Source organism: Allobosea caraganae, from assembly GCF_003351345.1.
Taxonomy (GTDB): Bacteria; Pseudomonadota; Alphaproteobacteria; order Rhizobiales; family Beijerinckiaceae; genus Allobosea; species Allobosea caraganae.
Window position 1 is genome coordinate 549,606 of record NZ_QQTO01000019.1, and the last position, 20,680, is coordinate 570,285.

The window sequence follows — 20,680 nt, forward strand, 5'->3', positions numbered from 1 at the left end:
CGCTCAGCCCCGGGCCAGCCAGGAGGAGAAGGCGAGGCTGAACAGCCTGAGCGATTCCGGGCCGGCGAAGTAGAGGATGAACAGGCCGCCGGTGATCACGAAGGGCAGCGAGATGAAATAGACCGGGATCGAGGGCGTCAGCTTGTTCATCAGGCCGATCGCGAGGTTGACCACCACGCCGTAGATCATGAACGGGCTGCCGATCCGGAGCGCCAGGAAGAAGGTATCGGAGATGCGGTCGGCGAGCTGGATCAGGCCGGCCTGGGCGCTGAACTCCGAGGCCGGGAGAATGCGCGTGTAGGAGCCGGCGAGCGCGCGGATGACCTCGGCATGCTGGTTGGTGACGAACATCAGCGTCGTCGCGGTGATCGTGATCAGCGTCACGAAGGGCGCCGACGCCTCAGCCTCGTCGATCGGCAGGCCGGGCAGCTGGCCGAGGCCCGTGGCCGTCGCCATCGCGGTCGCGATGGTCTGGAGCGCAAGGTAGAAGAAGCGCGCCATCAGGCCGATCAGCGAGCCGATCAGCGTCTCCGAGACGATGGCGCGCAGCAGGATCGCCGGGTGAGGCTCGGGCACGGCGGCGGCGACGGCGGGCAGCACGGCCGGCGTCAGCGCCAGCGTCACGCCCATGGCGATGAAGAGGCGGAAGCGCGCCGGCACGCGCGGGCTGGAGAAGCCCGGCATCAGCATCAGGCAGCCGCCGATGCGGCAGAAGATGATGAAGGTGTGGAGCAGCGTCTCCGGCGTGAAGGGCATCAGAGCGGTCCGCTGAACGGCGTGGACCGGCTCATCAGTCGAGCCCTTATCCTGAGGAGGCCCGAAGGGCCGTCTCGAAGGATGCTCCAGCGAACGCCGGAGCCTCCTGGAGCATCCTTCGAGACGCGCTTCGCGCTCCTCAGGACGAGGGCTCGGGGATGGTTCGGCCGGGCTCTCAAGAAATCGTACCCAAGGCCTTCACTTCGAGCCCGCGGGCGATCTCGACATGCGAGAGCACGGGGAGCGCCGGGAAGATGCGCTCGATGATCATGCGCACATAGGGGCGGGCGTCGGGGCTGGTGACGAGGACGAAGTTCTGCTCCTGGTCGAGCCGCGTGCGGATTGCGCCCGAGGCCTCGCTGGCGAAATCCTCGATCAGGCGCGGGTCGATGTCGAACTCGACGACCTCGCCCTTGGCGTCGCGGCGCAGGCTCTCGTGGAAGGCGAGGTCCCAGCGGTTCCCCAGGCGCAGCATCTTGAGCACGCCGCCATCGGCGAGGTCGCCGCAGATCTGCTGGGCCATGCGCATGCGGACATGCTCGACGATCTGCTCGGCGCGGCGGACATGCGGCGCGATCTCGGCGACGACCTCGAGGATGAGGTGGAGGTTGCGGATCGAGACCCGCTCGGCGAGCAGCAGGCGGAGCACGGCCTGCAGGCTCGAGAGCGACATATGCGCCGGGCAGATCTCGTCGAGCAGCTTCTTGTATTCGGGGCCGAGCCGGTCGAGCAGGGCGCGCATGTCCTTGTAGGACAGGAGCTGGCCGAGATTCTTGCGGATGGTCTCGCTGAGATGGGTCAGCAGCACCGACATCCGGTCGACCGGGTGCAGGCCCTCGCGCTTGACCTCGTTGGCGTAGTTCTCCGAGACCCACATCGCCTTGACGCCGAAGGCAGGCTCGCGGACCTCCTCGCCCGGCAGGTCGGGCATCTTGCCCTCGCCGACGACGACGAGCATCGAGCCCGGGCGCATCTCGCCGGAGGCGACGACCGTGCCGTGGATGCGGAACTCATAGGCCTTGGGCGGCAGGGTGAGGCTGTCCGAGAGCTTGATCTCGGGCACGATGAAACCGTACTCGACCGCGAATTTCTTGCGCATCTTGCTGACGCGATGGGCGAGCTCGCCATGGGAGCTCAGCATCTCCGACGCCAGTTGCTTGCCGAGGCGCAGCTCGATCTCGCAGATCTTGAGCGAATCCTTGATCGTCTCCTGGCTGTCCTGCGCCGCCTCCTCGGCCTCCATGGCGCGGACCTCCTCCGCGGCGGCGGCGCGCTCGGCGATGCGCTTGGGGATCGTGTAGCCGACGAAGGACATCAGGCCGGCGAGCAGGGCGAAGGGCAGGAAGGGCAGGCCCGGCACCAGCGCCAGGATCACCATCAGGAACGAGGCAACGAAGAGCGCGCGGGGGTAATGGCCGAGCTGGCCGAGGATAGCCTGTTCGGCCGTGCCGCGCGTGCCGCCCTTGGAGACGAGCAGGCCGGCGGCGAGCGAGACGATCAGCGCCGGGATCTGGGTGACGAGGCCGTCGCCGACCGCGAGCTTGACGAAGACGTCGGAGGATTCGGCCAGCGACAGGCCGTGCCGGGTCACGCCGATGATGATGCCGCCCAAGATGTTGACGGCGGTGATGATCAGGCCGGCGATGGCGTCGCCGCGGACGAATTTCGAGGCGCCGTCCATGGCGCCGAAGAAGGAGCTCTCCTCCTCCAGCTCGCCGCGGCGGTGCTGGGCTTCCTTGGCGTCGATCAGCCCGGCCGAGAGGTCGGCGTCGATCGCCATCTGCTTGCCGGGGATGGCGTCGAGCGTGAAGCGGGCGCCGACCTCGGCGATGCGGGTCGCGCCCTTGGTGATCACGATGAAGTTCACCGTGACGAGGATGATGAAGACGATCAGGCCGATGACGAAGTCGCCGCCGATGACGAAGCGCGAGAAGCCGTCGATGATGTAGCCCGCCGCATGCGTGCCCTCGTTGCCGTGCGCGAGGATGACGCGCGTCGTCGCGACGTTGAGCGACAGGCGCAGCATCGTGGCGATCAGCAGGATGGTCGGGAAGGACGAGAATTCCAGCGGCTTCTGGATCCAGAGCGCCACCATCAGGATCAGGACCGAGAGCGCGATCGAGAGCGCCAGGCCGAGGTCGATGACGAAGGCCGGGATCGGCAGGAACAGGACGGAGAGGATGCCGATGATGCCGACGGCGAAGCCGATATCGCGTCCGCTTTTCTGTATGACGGTGGCCGGGCCGGTGAGAGCGTCCTGATGAGCCATACGAGCGCTTGTCCTGGTGTCGGCGCGCATCTGTGGCGCGCCAGGCGATCCTCGCCGCTCAAGCCTGCGCGGGGCTGGTGGGTGTTCCACGAACTGGCGGGTTCTTCCCTTCTCCCCCTGCGGGAGAAGGGAAGGGCGGCGCTCTTCGGTCGATTAGAACCCCTTCTCGATGCGGCCGTAGACGCGCTCGGTGAAGGAGAAGACCTGCGCGCCGGTGAAGGTGCCGGTCGTCGCCATCACCACGAGGATGACGACGATCTTGGGCACGAAGGTCAGGGTCGATTCCTGGATCTGGGTCAGCGCCTGCATCAGCGCGATGGCGATGCCGATCGCCATCGCGGCGGCGACCGCCGGCCCGGCGCCAATGAGGATCGCCCAGACCGCGTCGCGCATGAGGTCGAGCGCGTCAGCCTCGTTCATCTGCAAATGCCCTTCAGGCTGCGTCGGCGGGCGGCTGCTCGGGCGTTTCGGGCGCATTCGGCGCGGCCGGCTTCAGGGCCGCGATGATCTCGTCGAGCTTGGTGTTGGTGCGCACCGCCTGCTCGACCTGCGAGAGCGTCGCGAATTGCTGGACGTATTGCGACGGGTCGGTCGGGTTGGTCGGGTCCTGGTTCCTGGCCTGGGCGATCAGGAGCTGCAGGAAGGTGTTGTAGTCGACATTGCCGATGGGGTTGGACGCGTTGTTGGTATCGGCGGCGTTCTTCGGGGCGGCCGGCGGCGGCGCGCTGGTGCTGCTGCTCACATCCATGATCGGTCTCCTCAGGCGACTTGCGAATGGAATTGGGGGAACTCCGGGGCAGGGGCGATGGCGTCCTGCTCCTCGCGGGCGACGATCTCAGCCTCGGTGACGAAGAGCAGCCGGAGCTGCTTCAGTGCCTCGAAATGGCGGCCGCCATCGACCAGCGTGTCGATCTGCGCGAGCCCGGCGAGAATGGCCCGGTCCTCGAAGATACGCGCCGTCGACATCAGCATGCGGTCGAACATCGCCCTGGCGACCTCGCCGTTCTTCGGGTCGATCAGCATGGTCTGGACGACGAAGTAGAGCTGGCGCAGCGGCGTCGTCGTCTGGTCGGGCTGGAGGACGTGGCCCTCCAGCAGGAAGGTCGCGTCGTTCAGGAGCTCGACGGAGACCTTGCGGTCGACCTTGAGGATGGCGCCGTTGACGTAGATCTTCTCGTTGGCGCGCAGCGAGAGGTGCATGCTCTTCTTCATCATCGGGATCAGGCCAGGCTGTCGCGGATCATCGTGTTGACCTCGATCAGCGAGTCGAAATCCTCCGACTGGCCGAGCCGCAGCTTGTCGCCCTGCCTGAGCGCGAAGAAGCCGATCGAGATCAGCGCGGCGCGCAGCGTCTCCGGCAGGTTGTTCTCGGTGCTGGCGAGGTCGTCGATCAGGATGCCCCAGAGGTCGCGGTTGAAGGTCGCGGCCTCGATCGTCTCGCGCGAGGCGGCGCCGGTCGGGCGGGCCATCTCCAGGAGCGCGACGGCCCGGTCGATCGCCCGCCATTCGTTGGCGCGGGCCAGCGTCGCGCTGCCCTCGGCGATGTCGACATAGGAGCTGTGATACATGGATCGTCTCCGGCTATTATGGGCGATGGGCTGGAGCGCCGTCCGAACTGCGCGTTCGGAAAACGGCCCATCTCGTTGTTTCGGCGGTGTTCTGCGCGCGGTCAGCGCATCCAGTTGAGGATGCTGAGCTGCTGCATGCGCGCGGTGAGGGCGAGGGCGGTGTCGAGCTGCGTCTGCAATTGGGTCACGCGGGTCGAGGCCTCGATGCTGTCGACGCCCTCGAAGCCACTGACCTGCTTGGCCATGATGTCGCGCTGGATCGTCAGCCGCTGGGTCGAGGCGGAGATGCGCTCCTCCGAGGTGCCGAGCTGGGCCTTGTCGGAGACCAGGCCCTGAATCGCCTTGTTGATCGTGTCGATCGCCTCGTCGACGATGGCCCGGAAGGTGTTCTGGTTCAGGTTCGTCGAGCCGAGATCGATGGCCATCGCGTAGGCCTTGGCGGCATCGCGGAAGTGCTGCTCATTGGCGTTGGTCGAGACCTCGACCACCTCGGTCGTCGAAATGCGGCTCGAGACGTTCTGGTTCGAGGCCCCCGACCAGTTCTGCCAGCCCTGCGTTGCCGGCGGCGGGCCCGCAGGGTCGGCGAACTCGTCGGCGAAGGCGCCTTGCAGGAAAGCCGACATATCGGCGGGCGTGATGTTGGCCGCGGCCGGATCGTTCTGGGTGATCCCGAATGTCGCGAAGAAGGCGTCGTCGATCGCCTGCTTGTTGGCGGCGCCGGGATCAAAGTAATCGGTGACGGGTTTGTTCTGGGTGTCGATGCCGGCGAAGATGTACTGGCCGCCGGCCGAGTTGTTCAGCGCGCCGATCAGGCCCTGCAGGTTGTTCTTGGCTTGCGAGAACAGAACCTCGGGCCCGTTATCGCCGTCGCGCACGCTGATCAGCGTGCTCAGGAACTCCTGCGCGGTGTCGAGCAAGCCGTCCGTCGCCTTCTGCGTCACGTCCACGCGCCCGGCGACGATGCCGTTGGTGGTGATGATGCTCTCGATCCGGTCGTGCTGGTTGCGCAGGCCGACGGTCTGGCCGGTGCGCACGCCGATGCTGAGCCCGACATCGGCGTAGCGACCGGTCACCATCTCCTTGTTGGCCTCGGCGAGGCCGGCCTGGGAGCGCATCAGGTTGCCGCGGAGCGAGCTCGACAGCGCCAGCGAGGAAACATAGGTGGTCATGGTCTTACCCCACAGCCGTTAGTAGCGAATTGATCATGCGGTCGATGGTCGTGAGGATCATCGAGGAGGCGTTGTAGGAGCGCTCCAGCTCCATCATCAGCGCCATCTCGTCGTTGACGTTGACGCCGGTGGCGTTCGACAGGGCCTCGGTCGTCCGGTCGAGCAGGGCGTTCTCGTAGCCGAGCGACTCGTCGGCGATCTGGCGCCGCCCTTCCAGCCAGCCCACCGAGGAGCTGGCGAAGCCGGCGAGGCTGTTGGTCGGGTCGGCCTGGGTCGCGGCGTCGAAAGTCCGCTCGGCCCCGAGCTTCGAGATCACTTCCTGGATGCGGTCGGTGAAGCCGGCCGCGCCCGAGAGGTTGTAGTTGAAGTCGGGATTGGCGGGGTCGGACATGCCGCCGTCGCGCAGCCGGTCAAGATCGCCGCCCTGCGCCGGATCGGCATTGGGGTTGATCCGGATCGAGCTGGCGAGGCCGGGAACCGCGACGCCGGTCGGCGGGACCGCGATCGGCGGGGCACTGGCGCCGTAGATGAACAGGCCGGCGGCGTCCGGCGCTGTCGGCGGGGTGCCCTGGTCGCTCTCGGCGAAGACCTCGACGAGGCCGCGCGCGATCTCGTCGAGCTGGCGCTGGTAGGTCACTGCGACGTCGTCGCGGATGACCGAGGCGCCGTAGATCTGGCCGGACTTGATCGGCATCACTGCGTTGGCGCCGGTGACGGCGACGCCGTCGATATAAAGCGCGTTGGCGGTGGCGCCGGCGGCCAGCGTGTAGCTCGGCGCCATCTTCACCGTGCGCGGCACGGTCTCGAACAGGGTCACGCCGCTATCGGTGTAGATGACCATGTCGTTGTTCGAGCGCGTCTGCACGCTGATGCCGATCTCCTGCGAGAGCTCGGTCAGGAGGCGGTCGCGCGTGTCGAGCTGGTCGGTGATGTCGGTGCCGGATTGCGAGCCCTTGACGATGCTGCGGTTGACGCTCTCGAACTCGCTGAGGAGCTTGTTCACCCGCGAGACGCCGTTGGCCATGTCGGTGTCGGCCTGCTCGCGCACGCCGCGCACCGCGTCGCTCGCCTCGTTGAGGGAGCGGGCGAGCTCGCCGGCCTGGCTGAGCACGGCCTGGGCCAGGATCGGGTCGTCCGGCGTGACGCTGTATTCCTGCAGGGCGTTGGTGAGCTTGCCGAGCTTGGCGGCGAGCGACTGGTCGAGCTCGGGGTCGTTCACCGTGGCTTCGAGCTGGGTCAGGCTGTCGACGATCGACTGCTGTGCCGCGGTCGAGGAGGTCGAGGCGAGCTTGCCGGCGAAGAGCACCGCATCCATGGCGCGGCCGATCGAGGCGATGCGGACCGCGCCATTGTAGGAGGTGACCTGGAAGGCGCTCTTGCGATGGAAGTTCGGATCGTCGCTGCCCGCGACGTTGCGCGACAGGATCGAGGTATGCATCGACGTTGCCGAAAGCGACGACTGGGCCACGTTCAGGGCTGATGAGAGGCTCATGGTTGTGTCCCGGTTGCCGCTTGCCAGACGATTGATCGGCGCGAATTCTTGTCGCCCGGCTGAGCTCAGCCGGGCGGAAAGCGCGCTAGCGCTTCAGGTTGACCAGGACGTCGAGCAGTTCCGAGCCCGTCTGGAAGACCTTGGAGCTGGCGGTGTAGCTGCGCTGCGACTCGATCATCGAGGTCAGTTCGTTGGCGAGGTCGACATTCGACTGCTCGAGCGCCTTGGAGCGCAGCGAGCCGAACTGGCCGTTCTCGGGGAAGCCGACGATGACGTCTCCCGACATCTGGTTCACCGAATAGACGTTGCCCGATTCAGGCGTGAGCTGGTCGGGGCTCGGCACCGTCGCGAGCGGGATCTTGTAGGTCGCAAGCCGCGCGCCGTTCTCGAACACGGCGTAGACCGTGCCGTCCGAGGCGATCTCGATGTCGTCGACCGCGCTCGGCGCGTTGCCGTCGACCTCGAGCTGCAGGCTGGTGTCGGTGCCGGTCTGCGAGACCTGGCTGAAGTCCAGCGCCATCGTGTTGCCGCCCGGGAGCACGATGTTGGCCGTGGCTGGGGCCGTCGTCAGCTGGCCGGAGCCGTCGAAGGTGAGGGGAATGGTGGCCAGCGGGGCGGCCGGCGCATAGGGGAAGCCGCCGGAGCCGGCATTGGCGTTGGCCTTGGGATAGATCACCGCCTCCCAGGTGTCGGGCGACCCCGGCACGGGCGGGGGGCCGGGCAAGGCCGGGACGGCATTGGCGGTCTTGGCCATGTAGACGTCGAGGAAGACCTTGTTGCCAAGGCTGTCGTAGGTCACGATCGACGACTTGCTGGAATAGGTGGCGTTGGCGGCGTTGCCGGAAGGCAGTTCGGCCGCCGGGATGACGGGCGAGTTGGAGTCGACGTTGCCCTTCAGCCAGCCATTCGCGGTCGGCGTCGATTCATAGGCGATATTGGCCAGGTTGACGCGCTCCAGCCCGTCCAGGCTGTTGGCGATGACGTTCGGCTCGCCATTGGTGAGCGGGTAGCCCATCAGGTAGAAGCCGGCCGAGTTGATCAGGTCCTGGTCGCCGTTGCGGACGAAGGCGCCGGCGCGGGTCATGTAGGGCGTGCCGCCGGCATCGGTGACGACGAAGAAGCCCTTGCCGCTGATCGCGAGGTCGGTCGAGTTGGTCGCGCCCATGATCACGCCATCGTCGGAGATGGCGTAGCGGGTCTTGGTCTCGACGCCGCCGGAATTATACTCGCTTCTGTTGCCTTCCGAGATGAAGGACGAGAATTCCGTCGAGGCGCGCTTGTAGCCGACAGTATTGACGTTGGCGATGTTGTCGCCGGCCGCGCTCAGCTTGCTCGCTTGCGCCGCCATCCCGGACACGCCGGTTCGCATGATGCCGAAGATACCCAAAGCCGTTCTCCGAAGTGAAATCTGTAACTGGACTTCACATCAATAGGCTTGTGTGGAGCTTTCGGTTTTGATGCTGACAATTTGCTGTAAATCCAACGTGAAAATCGATCTCCCGCAAGTTGTTGCGCTGCCGCCTTCGCGCCCGTTCCTTATAAGGGGAGGGAGGGGTTGCGCCGCGCGGCGGGCGTGCTAATCTTTGCCGGTTCGAGATCCCGCGCGTCTCGTTGGTAAATATTCGTTTAATTCGGTCAAATAAATCCGTGTTCGGATATTTAGGTGCGGTTGGTCGCGTATTTTGCCTTACATTACGTTACGTCAATCTCAGATTGACGCGCGCTACGACCCTCCACTAGCGTCGAAACGTCAGCTCAGAACGAGTGATGATGGATTTCGCGCCAGGAGGTGCAGCGTGTATGTTGTGATCGATGATCGCGCGCTGGTGACAGAAGGATACCAGTCGCTTTTTACTGGTGAGGGTATCCCCGCTATCGGCTTCACCCCCACGAAATTCCAGGAATGGGTTGAAGATACACCGTCCGAAGATCTCAAGTCGGTCGAAGCTTTCCTCCTCGGCGATTGCGCGGAGCGCTCGCGCTACCCGATGATGATCCGCCGCCGCAGCCAGGCGCCGGTCATTGCCATGAACGAGATGGTCTCGCTCGAGAAGACGCTGGAACTGTTCGCAGCCGGTGTCGACGATGTCGTTCGCAAGCCTGTCCATGTCCGTGAGATCCTGGCGCGTGTGAACGCGATGCAGCGGCGCACCGAGAAGCGCCGTGCGGGTGACGACGACATCAGCCATGCCGGCGTGCGCGTCTACTTCGACGGGCGCGATCCGGAGGTGGCGGGCGAGGTCATGGCCCTGCCGCGCCGCGAGCGCCGCATCCTCGAATACATGATGCGCAACCGCGGCAAGTGGGTGACGAAGACGCAGGTCTTCAACGCCGTCTACGGCCTGTTCGACGCCGAAGTCGACGAGGCCGTCGTCGAGAGCCATGTCAGCAAGCTGCGCAAGAAACTGCGCTCCCGCCTGGGTTACGACCCGGTCGAATCCAAGCGCTATCTCGGTTACGCGATCTCCTGAAAACCCGGCCGCTGAACGAGCCCTCATGCTGGGGAGCCGCGGAGCGGCGTCCTGAAGCATGGTCCAGATGTCTCCGGGACCTCCTGGAGCATCCGCGAGACGCGCTCTGTGAGCGCTCCTCGGGATGAGGGCTGAGATAGTCGTTACCAAGCTCTGAAAGTCCTGCCGCAAGCTTTACGGGGGCGGTCGCCTGACGCGACTGTCCGCGCCGCCGATGTGCGTGCCCTGGGCATAGCGCGCATCGGAGCGCGGCAGGCGCGCCGGGCGACCTGCGTTGCGGGCCGCGGTACAGATCCCGTGCACGATCCTCAATATAGAGCGCCGATATTGTTGTCCGGCTGAGTATTCGGGCCACTCGGGTCGTCGTTTAAAATTCGCGCTAAATAATCGCGTTATTTGTGCCGCTAATTCTTCACAACAGCTTCGGGCAAGTAACGCTGCATAGAGTGACAGTGTCATCACTGTGGAGGCTCAAGTGGAGCCGATTTATCTTTTCGATGTCGCAGCCCAGCAATCGCGCTGGCTGGCCGTGCGCCAGAATGCTGTGTCTCAGAACATCGCCAACGCGAATACGCCGCGCTACGGCGCGGTCGATGTCGAGCCGTTCGAATCCGTCGTCAAGAAGACGAACCTGACCCTGGCGGCGACGTCGCCCGGGCACATGTCGCTCAGTCCCTCCGAAGCCGTGACCGCCAAGGCGAAGCGCTCGGAGAGCTGGTCGACGGTCCATTCCGGCAACTCCGTCAGCATCGAGCAGGAAATGCTCAAGGCCGGCGACGTCAGCCGCAGCTATTCGCTGAACACCAACCTCGTGAAGAGCTTCCACCGGATGCTGATGTCGGTCACCAAGGGCTGATCGGTCTCCGCGCAGGCTTTTCCTTGCAAGGGCAAGTATAGACGATGATCGATCCGATAGACGCTTCGCTCCGCATCGCCGGCGCCGGGCTCCAGGCCCAGTCGACCCGCGTGCGCATCGTGTCGGAAAACCTGGCCAACGCGCAATCGACCGGGCGCACGCCGGGCTCGGAACCCTACCGGCGCAAGACGGTGACCTTCGAGAATGCGATGGACCGCGCGCTCGGCACCTCGCTGGTCAAGGTCAAGGGCGTCGGCGTCGACAAGTCGCCGTTCCGCACCGAGTTCGAGCCGGGCAACCCGGCTGCCGACGACAAGGGCTACGTCAAGCTGCCTAACGTCTCGATGCTGCTCGAAATGGCCGACATGCGCGAGGCCAACCGCTCCTATGAGGCGAACCTGCAAATGATCAAGCAGGCGCGCTCGATGCAATCCATGACCATCGATTTGTTGAGGAATGGCTGATGCTGAACGCAATCTCTGCCCTTTCACCCGTCGCGAGCCAGCTGGCGCAAGGCCTTTCGGGCCTCGGTGGCGCCTCGATGGGCGCCGCGCCCGCGCTGCAGGCCGCCAAGCCCGCGGCCGGCGCCGATTTCGGCTCCGTGCTCGCCAATGTCTCGCAGGGCTTCGTCGACAGCCTGCAGCAGGGCGAGGCCGCCGCCATCAACGGCGTGCAGGGCAAGGCCGCCGTCCAGGACGTCGTGCAGGCCGTGATGTCGGCCGAGCAGTCGCTCAACCTCGCCATGGCGATGCGCGACAAGGTCGTCTCGGCCTACCAGCAATTCGCCCAGATGGCGATCTGAGGATCAGGCATCATGAAAGTACTCGCCATCGCAGCGACCGGCATGACTGCGCAGCAGCTCAATGTCGAAGTCATCGCCAACAACATCGCCAACATCAACACGACCTCGTTCAAGCGGGCGCGGCCGGAGTTCACCGACCTGCTCTACCAGACCGAGCGCAGCCGGGGCGTGCCCAATCGCGGCGGCGACGGCGCCATTCCCGAGGGCGCCTCGCTCGGCCTCGGCGTGCGCGCGGCGGCGATCCGCAACCTGCACATCCAGGGCGCGCTGACCAACACCGCCAACAAGCTCGACATCGCGATCGACGGGCGCGGCTGGTTCAAGGTGACCGCGCCGGAGGGCGAGACGCTCTATGCGCGGGCCGGCACCTTCAACACCAATGGCGACGGCGAGATCGTCACCGCCGACGGCTACAGGCTCGACCCGGTCATCCGGGTTCCGGCCGAGACGATCGACATCACGATCAACGAATCCGGCATGGTCTACGCCAAGCTCGAGGGCCAGGTGCAGCCGCGCCAGCTCGGCCAGATCACGCTCGCCAACTTCGCCAACGATGCCGGCCTCGAGCCGCTCGGCGGCAACCTCTACCGCGAGACCGTCGCCTCGGGGCAGCCGAATGACGGCACGCCGACGAGCCCCGGCTTCGGCAAGCTCAGGCAGGGCTATCTCGAGGCCTCCAACGTCGATCCCGTCAAGGAGATCACGGCGCTGATCTCGGCGCAGCGCGCCTACGAGATGAACGCCAAGGTCATCACCGCCGCCGACCAGATGGCCGGCACCGTCGCCACCGGCATTCGATAGAGGTTGACCATGGCCCGTGCTCTCGCGCGCTCTTCGTTCCTCGCAGCTGCATTCCTCTGCGCCGGCGCGGCCGCGCCGCTGCGGGCCCAGACCAGCGAGACCATGCTGCCGGTGCCGACCGTCACGCTCTATCCTGGCGACCTGATCACCGACGCGCATATCACCGAGCGGCCGTTCCGCACCGGGGTGCGCTCGCCGCTCGCGGCGATCGAAAGCAGGCTCGCCATCGTCGGCAAGGTCGCGCGGCGCACCTTGCTGCCGGGCCAGCCGATCCCGAGCAACGGCGTCGACGACCTCAAGGTGGTGCGCCGCGGCGTGCCGACCCAGGTGGTCTTCCGCGAGAACGGCCTCGTCATCACCGGCATCGTCGAGCCGATGCAGGCCGGCTCGGTGAACGAGATGATCAAGGCGCGCAACCCCGATTCCGGCCTCACCGTGGTCGGCGTCGTGCAGGCGGACGGGACCATCCGCGTGGGGACCGAGTGATGCAGCGCATGCCCCGATTTCTGATGGCCTTCGCCGGCGCGCTCGCGCTGGCGCTGGGCCTTGCGAGCGTTGCCGAGGCCGCCGTCCGGATCAAGGACATTGCCGGGCTCCAGGGCATCCGCGACAACCAGCTCGTCGGCTACGGCCTGGTGATCGGCCTGCAGGGCACTGGCGACAGCGTGCGCAACTCGCCCTTCACCGGCCAGGCCCTGCAATCGATGCTCGACCGGCTCGGCGTCAACGTCCGCAGCGAGACCCTGCGGACGCGCAACGTCGCGGCGGTGATCGTCACGGCCGACCTGCCACCCTTCGCCGGGCGCGGCAGCCGGATCGACGTCAACGTCGCCTCGCTCGGCGACGCGACCTCGCTGCTCGGCGGCACGCTCGTCGTCACCTCTCTGGCCGGGCCGGACGGGCAGGTCTACGCGCTGGCGCAGGGGCGTCTCAACGTCTCCGGCTTCTCGATCCAGGGCGATGCCGAGCGCGTCACGCAGGGCGTGGCGACCGCCGCCCGCATTCCCGGCGGCGCGCTGGTCGAGCGGCTGGTGCCGGACCAGCTCGCCAGTCTGCACGTGCTCTCGCTGGAGCTGCGCAATCCCGACTTCGTCACGGCCGCGCGGGTCGCGGGCGCGATCAACGCCTACACCAAGAAGCAATACGACATGGCCGCCGCCTTCGCGACCGACCACCGCACGATCAGCCTGACCAAGCCGCTCCAGCTCAGCACGGCGCGCTTCATCGCCGAGATCGAGCGGCTCTCGATCGAGCCGGATTCGCCGGCGCGCGTCGTCGTCGACGAGCGGACCGGCACGGTGGTGATCGGCCGCGACGTCAAGGTCTCGACCGTCGCCGTCACCCACGGCAACCTGACGGTGCGGGTGACGGAGACGCCGACCGTCTCGCAGCCGGAGCCGTTCAGCAATGGCGAGACCGTGGTGACGCCGCGCACGACTGTCGACGCCGTTCAGGGCAATGGCCGCCTCGCCATCATCCAGGGCGCCAACCTGCACACGCTGGTGCGCGGCCTCAACCAGATCGGCCTGAAGCCGAACGGCATCATCGCCATCCTGCAGGCGATCAAGACGGCCGGAGCGCTGCAGGCGGATCTGGTGGTGCAGTAATCTGGAAGGAAGGGCGCGGGAGCCCTCTCCCGGATGGGAGAGGGTTGGGTGAGGGGCGGACGCCAGACGCTGCGGCTGCGACCTAACCGCGGCTTCGTTTCCGTTTCACTGGTTTGCCGTCCGGCCCTCATCCGGCCCTGCCGGGCCATCTTCTCCCACACTGGAGAAGGGAAGAGGGCGGCCCGCCCGGCCGTTCCGCGCTCCAGCAAACACCAGCCCCGCGAAAGCATCGGCACGTAGAACTGCCTGGTCTTCTTCAAACCGGATTGGTGATGATGGCCTCCAACAGGCTTGCAATCAAATCCCTGTGCAGCGTGTCTTTCGCTGCCTTCGTCCTTGCTCTGGCTCCGGGAATGGCGCTCGCCCAGGCGACGCGGACCACGCCGGCGGCTGCCGCGACGCCGCCGGCCGCCGCTGCGCCGACGCCCGATTCCGAAGCCTTCTGCACCAGCATCCGCGATCCGGCCGCCGAGGCGCGCTTCGCCTGGCAGGCCAAGACGCTGAAGTCGCTGGAGGGCAAGCTCTCCGACACGCTGGCCAAGCTCGAAGAGAAGAAGGCCGAGCTGAAGCGCCTGATGGACCAGCGCGACGCCGAGACCCAGCAGGCCGAGACGCGGATGGTCGAGATCTTCTCCCGCATGCGTCCCGAGGCCGCCGCGCTCCAGCTCGCCGCCATGGACCAGGGCATCGCCGCCTCGCTGCTCGGCAAGCTCGCGCCGCGCAATGCCAGCGCCGTGCTGAACGAGATGGAGGCGGCGCGCGCCGCCCAGCTCGCCGAGGCGATGAACGGCAACCGCCTCAGACCCGCGAACGCCACCGCCCCGACCGGAGCCCGGACCCGATGAAGGCCATCCCCCTCGCCGCAGCCTGCGCCGTCCTGCTCGGCGGCTGCATGAACGACATCTCCGAATTCAACCGGGAGCCGCAGCTCTCGCGCGTCGGCAGCGGCCTGAACGTGCCGCGCGACCCGATCCCGGTGACCTACAAGACAGCCTATTCGGCCGAGTCCTCGTTCAACTCGCTGTACTCGCGCCATACCGAGGACATGTTCCGCGACACCCGCGCGATGAAGGTCGGCGATGTCGTCACGGTGAAGATCTCGATCAACGACAAGGCGAAGCTCGACAACAACACCGACCGCTCGCGCGACTCGCGCGCCCAGTTCGGGCTCGACTTCCTGGCTGGCCTCGCCGGCAAGTCGACGGCGGTGGCGACGGTCGATTCCAACCTCAACTCGCAGAGCTCGTCGCGGGGCAGGGGCCTGACCGACCGCTCCGAGGAGGTTCAGCTCTCCGTCGCCGCGGTCGTCACCGAGATCCTGCAGAACGGCAACCTGATGATCAGCGGTTCGCAGGAGGTCCGGGTCAACTACGACATCCGCGTGCTCAACATCGCCGGCATGGTCCGCCCGCGCGACATCACCGGCCTGAACACGGTCTCCTACGACAAGATCGCCGAGGCGCGCATCGCCTATGGCGGGCGCGGCCGCAACATGGAAGTGCAGCAGCCCGCCTGGGGTCAGCAGCTCTACGACAAGGTCGTCCCCTTCTAATGGCGCGGGCAAGGAAGCTCACCGGATCGAAGGCGGGTGGCGGCCGGCCGCGCGGCATGTGGCGCGCGATCGGGGGCTTCGTGCTCATCACCGCCCTGGCTGTCGGCGCCGGCGTGCTATCCGGCTCGCAACTCGCCGGCACGGTCGAGAGCAATGTGATGAAGCGCATCGAGGCGACGCCACCGGCGCTCGCCGCCGATGCGGCCATGGCCGGCACGCTGACGCTGAAGAAGCTGGCGCCGATCGTGACCAACCTCGCTTCCCCCGCCAATACCTGGGTGCGGATCGAGGCGGCGCTGCTGATGGACCGGAAATCTGCGCTGAACGCCGAGCCGATGCTGGGCACCATCGCTGATGACATGCTCGCCTACCTGCGCAGCGTCACGGCGCGCCAGCTCGAAGGCGCGGCCGGCCTCAAGAACCTGCGCGAGGACCTGAGCGAGCGGATCGCGATCCGCTCGAAAGGGCTCGTGCGCGACGTCGTCATCGAAACCCTGGTCGTGCAGTGATCAAACTCGCTATCGTCTCGGCCCTCCTGCTCCTGGTCGCCATCACCGGAGCACAGGCGCAATCGCTCGGCCTTGACGGGCTGCTGCCGGGGGGCAGCGCCTCGGCCTCGGGCCGCATCGTCCAGATCATGGCCATGCTCACCGTGCTCTCGGTGGCGCCGGGGCTGCTGATGATGGTGACGAGCTTCAGCCGCTTCGTGATCGCGCTGTCGTTCCTGCGCTCGGGGCTCGGGCTGCAGAGCACGCCGGCCAACCTGATCCTGGTCAGCCTGGCGCTGTTCATGACCTTCTACGTGATGGCGCCGACCTTCGACAAAGCCTGGCAGGACGGCGTGCAGCCGCTGGTCGAGAACCGGATCAGCGAGGGCGAGGCCTACACTAAGATCACCCAGCCCTTCCGGGAGTTCATGCTGGCGCAGACCAGGCCCGCCGACCTCAAGCTCTTCGCCGACATGGCGCCCGAAAGCATCCGCCCGACCGATCCGACGACGCAGACGGTCGACCTGCGCGTGCTGGTGCCGTCCTTCATGATCTCCGAACTGCGGCGCGCCTTCGAGATCGGCTTCCTGATCGCCTTGCCCTTCCTGGTGATCGACATGATCGTGGCGACGATCGTGATGTCGATGGGCATGATGATGCTGCCGCCGACGGTGATCTCGCTGCCCTTTAAGGTGATCTTCTTCGTGCTGATCGACGGCTGGAACCTGCTGATCGGCGGGCTGCTCAGATCGTATAATTAGCGGCCTGCTGCGAATAGGCGGCAACCTCTCGGCGTCATCCCGGACAAGCCGCGTCTGCGGCGCAGCTCCGGGATCCATCGTAGAGCACCGAGCTTTACGATGGATCCCGGAGCTCCGCTTCGCTGCGTCCGGGATGACGGCGTTCCATTCTGCCAAATTTCAGCGAGCTCTTGCGGCCTGCGCCAGCCTTTCCGCCTTCCACCGAGAGTGGTGCACAGCCGAGAAAGATTGTTGCGTCTTGGCGTTGTTAGTCTAGACTTTGGCCCGCCTAGGAGGGGCGGCGAGTCGATGAAGAAGGCCAAGCGCGCGGTAGGCAAGACCCGGTCGCAAATCGGCGCGCTCCCCATCCGCTGGTCGGCGCTGGGGGAGCCTGAAGTTCTCCTCGTCACGACGCGCACGACCCGGCGCTGGATCGTGCCGAAGGGCTGGGTCATCAAAGGGATGAAGGACAACGACGCCGCAGCCGTCGAAGCGCGCGAGGAAGCAGGCGTGATCGGCCGCATCCACAAGAAGTCGTTCGGCCACTACGTCTACTGGAAGCGCATGGCCGACCATTTCGTGCTGTGCAAGGTCACGCTCTACGTCCTGGAGTCCAAGCGCAGGCTCGAACATTGGCAGGAGACGAGCCAGCGGCACAGCCATTGGTTCAAGCTCGCCGACGCCGCCGATCTCGTGGAAGAGCCCGGGCTGAAGGCCGTCATACGCAAGTTGAAGGCCCGGCTGGAGCGCAGCGGCCCGCCACTGCTCGCGCCGCCCGAGCGTCCCGAAAGCGTCATCGGCACGCCCACCCTTCAGTAAGGCAGGGGCAGCGCCCCGCCTTGTCAGGCGCGCAGGAAGGCGAGCAGCGCGGGAATCGTCTGGTCCGGCGCCTCGTCCATCAGCCAATGGCCGGAGCCCTTGACGACGACGCCCTCGACGCTCTCGGCGACGAGCCGGCCCTGTGCGATCAGGAATTCGCCCGAGGCCTTCTCGCCGGTCAGCACCAGCATCGGCACCTTGAGCTTGGTTGCGGCGAAACCGGCAAAGTCCTTCGCGTCCTGCTCGAAGTTGCGGAAGACCTCGAAGCCGGCGCGCATCGCGCCCGGCTGGCCGTAGGCGGCGGCGTAGAGCTGGCGGTCGGCCTCCGAAACCGACTTCTCAGGATTGGCTGCGAAGTCGTTCCAGAAGTGCTCGAAATAGATGCGCTCGCGGCCGTCGACCAAGGCGAGGGGCGTCTTGCCGTAGAAATGGAAATGCCAGAGGTCGCGCAGCAGCCAGACGTTGGTCCAGTCGCCGACGCCCGGCAGGAAGGCATCCATCAGCGCAAGGCGGCTGACCTCGTCAGGATATTGCGCGGCATAGGCATAGGCGACCATCAACCCGATATCGTGACCGACAACGGCTGCGCTCTTCAGGCCGAGCGAGGCGGCAAGCGCGTGGACATCCCCGGCCATCGTCTTCTTGTCGTAGCCGGCTTCCGGCTTGTCCGAGGCGCCGAAGCCGCGCAGGTCGGGCGCGATCACCAGATGGGTCTCGGCGAGCTTGGCGATGAGCGGGCGCCACATATGGCTGTTCTGGGCATAGCCATGCAGGAGCAGCACGGGCTCGCCTTGGCCGGCGGCGAGATAGTGCAGCTTGATGCCGTCGACCTCGGCGAAGCGGCTTTCGATTTCGACGGACATTTGGGCTGCTCCATAAAGTGACGGCTGAGTGAAATGTCACAGCCGGGCTAGTCTTTGCACTGGCCTGTCCCAGCGGAAAGCTCTTTTAGCTGCCGCGCATGACAATCAGCCGCGACGGAAGACCAGGCTGAGATTATTTGCCGGCATTTCGATGACCTCCGGCGCCGCGAAGCCTGAAGCTGCCGCCAGCGCCGCGACGGCGTCGAGCTCGCGCAGGCCCCATTCCGGGTTGCGGCTGCGCAGGCTCTCGTCGAAGGCCAGGTTGCCCGGTTCGAGCTCGCGGCCGGGCCGGCGATAGGGACCGTAGAGACAGAGCACGCCGCCCCCGGGCAGGATGCGGCCTGCCTGCGCGATCAAGCCCTCGGCCGCACTCCATGGCGCGATATGGATCATGTTGATGCAGATGATCGCATCAGCGGCCTTGAGCGGCCAGTCAGCAGCTGCGGCATCGAGCTGGAGCGGCGGGCGGATGTTCGGCAGGCCGCTGTCTCCGGCATGGGCGGCGATGCTGGCCAGCGCCTCGGCTGTCGGATCGCTCGGCTGGAAGGTCAGGCCGGGCAGGGCGGCGGCGAAATGCACGACATGCTCGCCGGAGCCGCTGGCGATCTCCAGCACGAGGCCCGAGGCCGGCAGGGCATCGCGCAGGACTGCGAGGATCGGCTCGCGATTGCGCAAGGCGGAGGGCGCGGACAGGCGTTGATCGCTCATGCAACAGGTCCATTTCCACGGGAATGCCGGTGCGGCATGCGCAATTGGCGCGACAATCTTCGCCGCAGCCCATCGCCACGCCGGAGCGATGCGTTATAAGGGGCTTCAGAGCAGGCCGATAGCGAGTGCGGCGCTGCAATATGCGGGCAGGTTTTGTTAACCGAGATCCTGATCGTCGTTGCGCTGACCGTGATCAACGGTCTCCTCAGCATGTCCGAACTCGCGGTGGTCTCGTCCCGGACGGCTCGACTCAAGGTCCTGAGCGACCAAGGCAGCAAGGGCGCCACGACGGCGATGCGCCTCGCCGAGAATCCAGGCCGCTTTCTCTCGACCGTGCAGATCGGCATCACGCTCGTCGGCGTGCTGTCGGGCGCCTTCTCCGGCGCCACGCTCGGCGCGCGGCTGTCGGAATGGCTCCTGGCCCAGGGCCTGTCGCAGTCGCTCTCTGACGGGTTCGGCGTCGGCATCGTCGTCGTCTGCATCACCTATCTCTCGCTGATCATCGGCGAGCTCGTGCCCAAGCAGATCGCGCTGCGCGATCCCGAGCGCGTTGCGGCGCGGGCGGCGCCGGCGATGCTGTTCCTGTCCAAGATCGGCGCGCCGCTGGTCTTCCTGCTCGACCTTTCCGGGCGGGCCATTCTCTCCCTGCTCGGCCAGAAGGGTGAAACCGAGGAGCGCGTCACCGAGGAAGAAGTCCGCACCATCATCGCCGAGGCCGAGACGGCCGGCGTGCTGGAGCGCGACGAGCGCGAGATGATCTCGGGCGTGATGCGGCTGGCCGACCGGTCGGCGCGCGCCCTGATGACGCCGCGCCGCGAGGTCGAGGTCATCGACATCTCCGATACGGCCGAGGAGATCCGCGCGCTGGTGCGCGAGACGCGGCGCTCGCGCCTGCCGGTGCAGGACGGCGAATCCGACTCGATCGTCGGCGTCGTCGTAGTCAAGGACATGGTCGACTTCCTCGGCAGCGGTGAGATCGCGGAGCTGCGCGCCCTGGTGCAGGAGGCGCCGATCGTGATGGACACGGCGAACTCGCTGCATGTCCTGCGCGAGATCCGCTCCTCGCGCGTCCACATGGCGCTGGTCTTCGACGAGTACGGCCATTTCGAAGGCATCATCACGCCGGGCGACGTGCTCGAGGCGATCATCGGCGCCTTCCAGGAAGACGAGGAAGACGAGCAGCCGATCGTGACGCGCGCCGACGGCTCCTTCCTGGTCGCCGGCTGGATGCAGGTCGACGAGTTCTCGCACGAGCTCGGCATCCACATCCCGCGCGACGCCGACTTCCAGACGGTGGCCGGCTTCATCCTGGCCGAGCTCAACCGGCTGCCCAATGTCGGCGAATCCTTCGAGAAGGGCCATTGGCGCTACGAGGTGGTCGATCTCGACGGGCGGCGCATCGACAAGGTGCTGGTCTCCAGGATCGACTGAGAGATCGTTCGATACTTCTGCTGGCGAGGCCGTCTGGTGCGGCTGCCTGCGCTTCCGGTGCTCACGTACTTAAGTACGCTCCGCTCCGGTTCTCGACAGCCACGCCAGCCAGCTCACGCCAGCGAAGTCTCAAACGATCTCTCCGCGCGTTCCGTGCCGGCCGGAAACGAAAATTGACGGAGCTGGATGATGGTGGTCTAAATCTTAGTAAGGGGTTCTCCGCGACGACCCCGTGAGGCGTCAGCCCAAGGTTCGCGTCCAGTTTCCTTTTTCAAAAGGACGGACGCT

Annotated in this window: 24 protein-coding genes; 13 read left to right on the forward strand and 11 right to left on the reverse strand. The window is 66.3% G+C overall.

All coding sequences use genetic code 11. From position 1 onward, the window contains the following. Positions 1-3 precede the first annotated feature (3 nt). The 9 genes from fliR to DWF00_RS10770 all read right to left on the reverse strand — a co-directional run bounded on the left by fliR (position 4) and on the right by DWF00_RS10770 (position 8,623). Positions 4-756, reverse strand: a complete 753-nt coding sequence (gene fliR / locus DWF00_RS10730; RefSeq protein WP_114827562.1) for a flagellar biosynthesis protein FliR — start codon at positions 754-756, stop codon at positions 4-6. Between the two features lie 175 nt (positions 757-931). Next, a complete protein-coding gene (gene flhA / locus DWF00_RS10735) occupies positions 932-3,025 on the reverse strand; it encodes a flagellar biosynthesis protein FlhA (protein ID WP_114827563.1) in 2,094 nt (697 codons plus the stop codon). 153 nt (positions 3,026-3,178) lie between these two features. Then, positions 3,179-3,445, reverse strand: a complete 267-nt coding sequence (fliQ, locus tag DWF00_RS10740) for a flagellar biosynthesis protein FliQ (RefSeq protein ID WP_114827564.1) — start codon at positions 3,443-3,445, stop codon at positions 3,179-3,181. Between the two features lie 13 nt (positions 3,446-3,458). Further along, positions 3,459-3,773 carry a flagellar hook capping FlgD N-terminal domain-containing protein gene (locus DWF00_RS10745; protein ID WP_114827565.1) on the reverse strand — a complete coding sequence of 105 codons (315 nt, stop codon included), beginning with the start codon at positions 3,771-3,773 and terminating at the stop codon, positions 3,459-3,461. Positions 3,774-3,784: 11 nt separating this feature from the next. Beyond that, on the reverse strand, positions 3,785-4,237 hold the full coding sequence (gene flbT, locus DWF00_RS10750) for a flagellar biosynthesis repressor FlbT (protein WP_114828008.1): 453 nt from the start codon (positions 4,235-4,237) through the stop codon (positions 3,785-3,787). An 8-nt stretch (positions 4,238-4,245) separates the two neighbouring features. Then, entirely contained in the window at positions 4,246-4,593 is a 348-nt protein-coding gene (gene flaF / locus DWF00_RS10755) for a flagellar biosynthesis regulator FlaF (RefSeq protein WP_114827566.1), read from the reverse strand. Positions 4,594-4,694: 101 nt separating this feature from the next. After that, positions 4,695-5,762 carry a flagellar hook-associated family protein gene (locus DWF00_RS10760; protein WP_114827567.1) on the reverse strand — a complete coding sequence of 356 codons (1,068 nt, stop codon included), beginning with the start codon at positions 5,760-5,762 and terminating at the stop codon, positions 4,695-4,697. A gap of 4 nt (positions 5,763-5,766) precedes the next feature. Further along, positions 5,767-7,254, reverse strand: coding sequence for a flagellar hook-associated protein FlgK (gene flgK, locus DWF00_RS10765; protein ID WP_114827568.1), 1,488 nt, complete (start codon positions 7,252-7,254; stop codon positions 5,767-5,769). Between the two features lie 85 nt (positions 7,255-7,339). Beyond that, positions 7,340-8,623, reverse strand: a complete 1,284-nt coding sequence (locus DWF00_RS10770) for a flagellar hook protein FlgE (RefSeq protein ID WP_342769095.1) — start codon at positions 8,621-8,623, stop codon at positions 7,340-7,342. Positions 8,624-9,050: 427 nt separating this feature from the next. Here DWF00_RS10770 and DWF00_RS10775 point away from each other — a divergent pair, with 427 nt between their 5' ends. The 12 genes from DWF00_RS10775 (at position 9,051) to DWF00_RS10830 (ending at position 17,390) form a co-directional block, all read left to right on the forward strand. Next, positions 9,051-9,725: a response regulator transcription factor gene (locus DWF00_RS10775; RefSeq protein WP_114827570.1), complete on the forward strand. Its 675-nt coding sequence runs from the start codon at positions 9,051-9,053 to the stop codon at positions 9,723-9,725. A 475-nt stretch (positions 9,726-10,200) separates the two neighbouring features. After that, positions 10,201-10,581 carry a flagellar basal body rod protein FlgB gene (gene flgB, locus DWF00_RS10780; RefSeq protein ID WP_114827571.1) on the forward strand — a complete coding sequence of 127 codons (381 nt, stop codon included), beginning with the start codon at positions 10,201-10,203 and terminating at the stop codon, positions 10,579-10,581. Between the two features lie 44 nt (positions 10,582-10,625). Then, a complete protein-coding gene (gene flgC, locus DWF00_RS10785; RefSeq protein WP_114827572.1) occupies positions 10,626-11,045 on the forward strand; it encodes a flagellar basal body rod protein FlgC in 420 nt (139 codons plus the stop codon). Continuing rightward, the gene (gene fliE / locus DWF00_RS10790) at positions 11,045-11,383 is read left to right on the forward strand and encodes a flagellar hook-basal body complex protein FliE (RefSeq protein ID WP_114827573.1); all 339 of its coding nucleotides are present in this window, start codon (positions 11,045-11,047) and stop codon (positions 11,381-11,383) included. The genes flgC and fliE overlap by 1 nt, the downstream gene beginning before the upstream one ends. Before the next feature lie 12 nt (positions 11,384-11,395). Continuing rightward, a complete protein-coding gene (flgG, locus tag DWF00_RS10795; protein WP_114827574.1) occupies positions 11,396-12,184 on the forward strand; it encodes a flagellar basal-body rod protein FlgG in 789 nt (262 codons plus the stop codon). 9 nt (positions 12,185-12,193) lie between these two features. Next, positions 12,194-12,670 (forward strand): flagellar basal body P-ring formation chaperone FlgA, encoded by a 477-nt coding sequence (gene flgA, locus DWF00_RS10800; RefSeq protein WP_114827575.1) that lies wholly within the window; start codon positions 12,194-12,196, stop codon positions 12,668-12,670. An 8-nt stretch (positions 12,671-12,678) separates the two neighbouring features. Beyond that, a complete protein-coding gene (gene flgI / locus DWF00_RS10805; RefSeq protein WP_210207837.1) occupies positions 12,679-13,791 on the forward strand; it encodes a flagellar basal body P-ring protein FlgI in 1,113 nt (370 codons plus the stop codon). Positions 13,792-14,144: 353 nt separating this feature from the next. After that, positions 14,145-14,636 (forward strand): MotE family protein, encoded by a 492-nt coding sequence (locus DWF00_RS10810; protein WP_114827577.1) that lies wholly within the window; start codon positions 14,145-14,147, stop codon positions 14,634-14,636. Continuing rightward, complete coding sequence (gene flgH / locus DWF00_RS10815; RefSeq protein ID WP_114827578.1) at positions 14,633-15,343, forward strand: flagellar basal body L-ring protein FlgH; 711 nt, start codon at positions 14,633-14,635, stop codon at positions 15,341-15,343. Before DWF00_RS10810 ends, flgH begins: the two co-directional genes overlap by 4 nt. Beyond that, positions 15,343-15,852: a flagellar basal body-associated FliL family protein gene (locus DWF00_RS10820; protein WP_114827579.1), complete on the forward strand. Its 510-nt coding sequence runs from the start codon at positions 15,343-15,345 to the stop codon at positions 15,850-15,852. Before flgH ends, DWF00_RS10820 begins: the two co-directional genes overlap by 1 nt. Continuing rightward, entirely contained in the window at positions 15,852-16,592 is a 741-nt protein-coding gene (fliP, locus tag DWF00_RS10825; RefSeq protein WP_114828009.1) for a flagellar type III secretion system pore protein FliP, read from the forward strand. Before DWF00_RS10820 ends, fliP begins: the two co-directional genes overlap by 1 nt. 288 nt (positions 16,593-16,880) lie before the next feature. After that, complete coding sequence (locus DWF00_RS10830; RefSeq protein WP_114827580.1) at positions 16,881-17,390, forward strand: NUDIX hydrolase; 510 nt, start codon at positions 16,881-16,883, stop codon at positions 17,388-17,390. A gap of 23 nt (positions 17,391-17,413) precedes the next feature. Here DWF00_RS10830 and DWF00_RS10835 read toward each other — a convergent pair whose 3' ends face one another. Together DWF00_RS10835 and DWF00_RS10840 are read right to left on the reverse strand one after the other, a co-directional pair. Beyond that, positions 17,414-18,253 carry an alpha/beta fold hydrolase gene (locus tag DWF00_RS10835; protein WP_114827581.1) on the reverse strand — a complete coding sequence of 280 codons (840 nt, stop codon included), beginning with the start codon at positions 18,251-18,253 and terminating at the stop codon, positions 17,414-17,416. Between the two features lie 105 nt (positions 18,254-18,358). After that, positions 18,359-18,961, reverse strand: coding sequence for a DUF938 domain-containing protein (locus tag DWF00_RS10840; protein WP_114827582.1), 603 nt, complete (start codon positions 18,959-18,961; stop codon positions 18,359-18,361). A 168-nt stretch (positions 18,962-19,129) separates the two neighbouring features. Between DWF00_RS10840 and DWF00_RS10845 the strand changes: the two genes are divergently transcribed. Continuing rightward, on the forward strand, positions 19,130-20,392 hold the full coding sequence (locus tag DWF00_RS10845; protein ID WP_181832513.1) for a hemolysin family protein: 1,263 nt from the start codon (positions 19,130-19,132) through the stop codon (positions 20,390-20,392). Positions 20,393-20,680: the final 288 nt, after the last annotated feature.

Bases quoted from the DNA above. Each gene is read 5' to 3' on its own strand.
- flgG (WP_114827574.1), top strand. From the start codon at position 11,396: ATGAAAGTACTCGCCATCGCAGCGACCGGCATGACTGCGCAGCAGCTC.
- DWF00_RS10810 (WP_114827577.1), top strand. From the start codon at position 14,145: ATGGCGCTCGCCCAGGCGACGCGGACCACGCCGGCGGCTGCCGCGACG.
- flgH (WP_114827578.1), top strand. From the start codon at position 14,633: ATGAAGGCCATCCCCCTCGCCGCAGCCTGCGCCGTCCTGCTCGGCGGC.
- flgC (WP_114827572.1), top strand. From the start codon at position 10,626: ATGATCGATCCGATAGACGCTTCGCTCCGCATCGCCGGCGCCGGGCTC.
- flaF (WP_114827566.1), bottom strand. From the start codon at position 4,593: ATGTATCACAGCTCCTATGTCGACATCGCCGAGGGCAGCGCGACGCTG.
- flgK (WP_114827568.1), bottom strand. From the start codon at position 7,254: ATGAGCCTCTCATCAGCCCTGAACGTGGCCCAGTCGTCGCTTTCGGCA.
- fliR (WP_114827562.1), bottom strand. From the start codon at position 756: ATGCCCTTCACGCCGGAGACGCTGCTCCACACCTTCATCATCTTCTGC.
- flhA (WP_114827563.1), bottom strand. From the start codon at position 3,025: ATGGCTCATCAGGACGCTCTCACCGGCCCGGCCACCGTCATACAGAAA.
- flgI (WP_210207837.1), top strand. From the start codon at position 12,679: ATGCCCCGATTTCTGATGGCCTTCGCCGGCGCGCTCGCGCTGGCGCTG.
- flbT (WP_114828008.1), bottom strand. From the start codon at position 4,237: ATGAAGAAGAGCATGCACCTCTCGCTGCGCGCCAACGAGAAGATCTAC.
- DWF00_RS10745 (WP_114827565.1), bottom strand. From the start codon at position 3,773: ATGGATGTGAGCAGCAGCACCAGCGCGCCGCCGCCGGCCGCCCCGAAG.
- flgA (WP_114827575.1), top strand. From the start codon at position 12,194: ATGGCCCGTGCTCTCGCGCGCTCTTCGTTCCTCGCAGCTGCATTCCTC.
- DWF00_RS10760 (WP_114827567.1), bottom strand. From the start codon at position 5,762: ATGACCACCTATGTTTCCTCGCTGGCGCTGTCGAGCTCGCTCCGCGGC.
- DWF00_RS10770 (WP_342769095.1), bottom strand. From the start codon at position 8,623: ATGCGAACCGGCGTGTCCGGGATGGCGGCGCAAGCGAGCAAGCTGAGC.
- DWF00_RS10840 (WP_114827582.1), bottom strand. From the start codon at position 18,961: ATGAGCGATCAACGCCTGTCCGCGCCCTCCGCCTTGCGCAATCGCGAG.
- DWF00_RS10835 (WP_114827581.1), bottom strand. From the start codon at position 18,253: ATGTCCGTCGAAATCGAAAGCCGCTTCGCCGAGGTCGACGGCATCAAG.
- fliQ (WP_114827564.1), bottom strand. From the start codon at position 3,445: ATGAACGAGGCTGACGCGCTCGACCTCATGCGCGACGCGGTCTGGGCG.
- fliE (WP_114827573.1), top strand. From the start codon at position 11,045: ATGCTGAACGCAATCTCTGCCCTTTCACCCGTCGCGAGCCAGCTGGCG.
- DWF00_RS10830 (WP_114827580.1), top strand. From the start codon at position 16,881: ATGAAGAAGGCCAAGCGCGCGGTAGGCAAGACCCGGTCGCAAATCGGC.
- DWF00_RS10820 (WP_114827579.1), top strand. From the start codon at position 15,343: ATGGCGCGGGCAAGGAAGCTCACCGGATCGAAGGCGGGTGGCGGCCGG.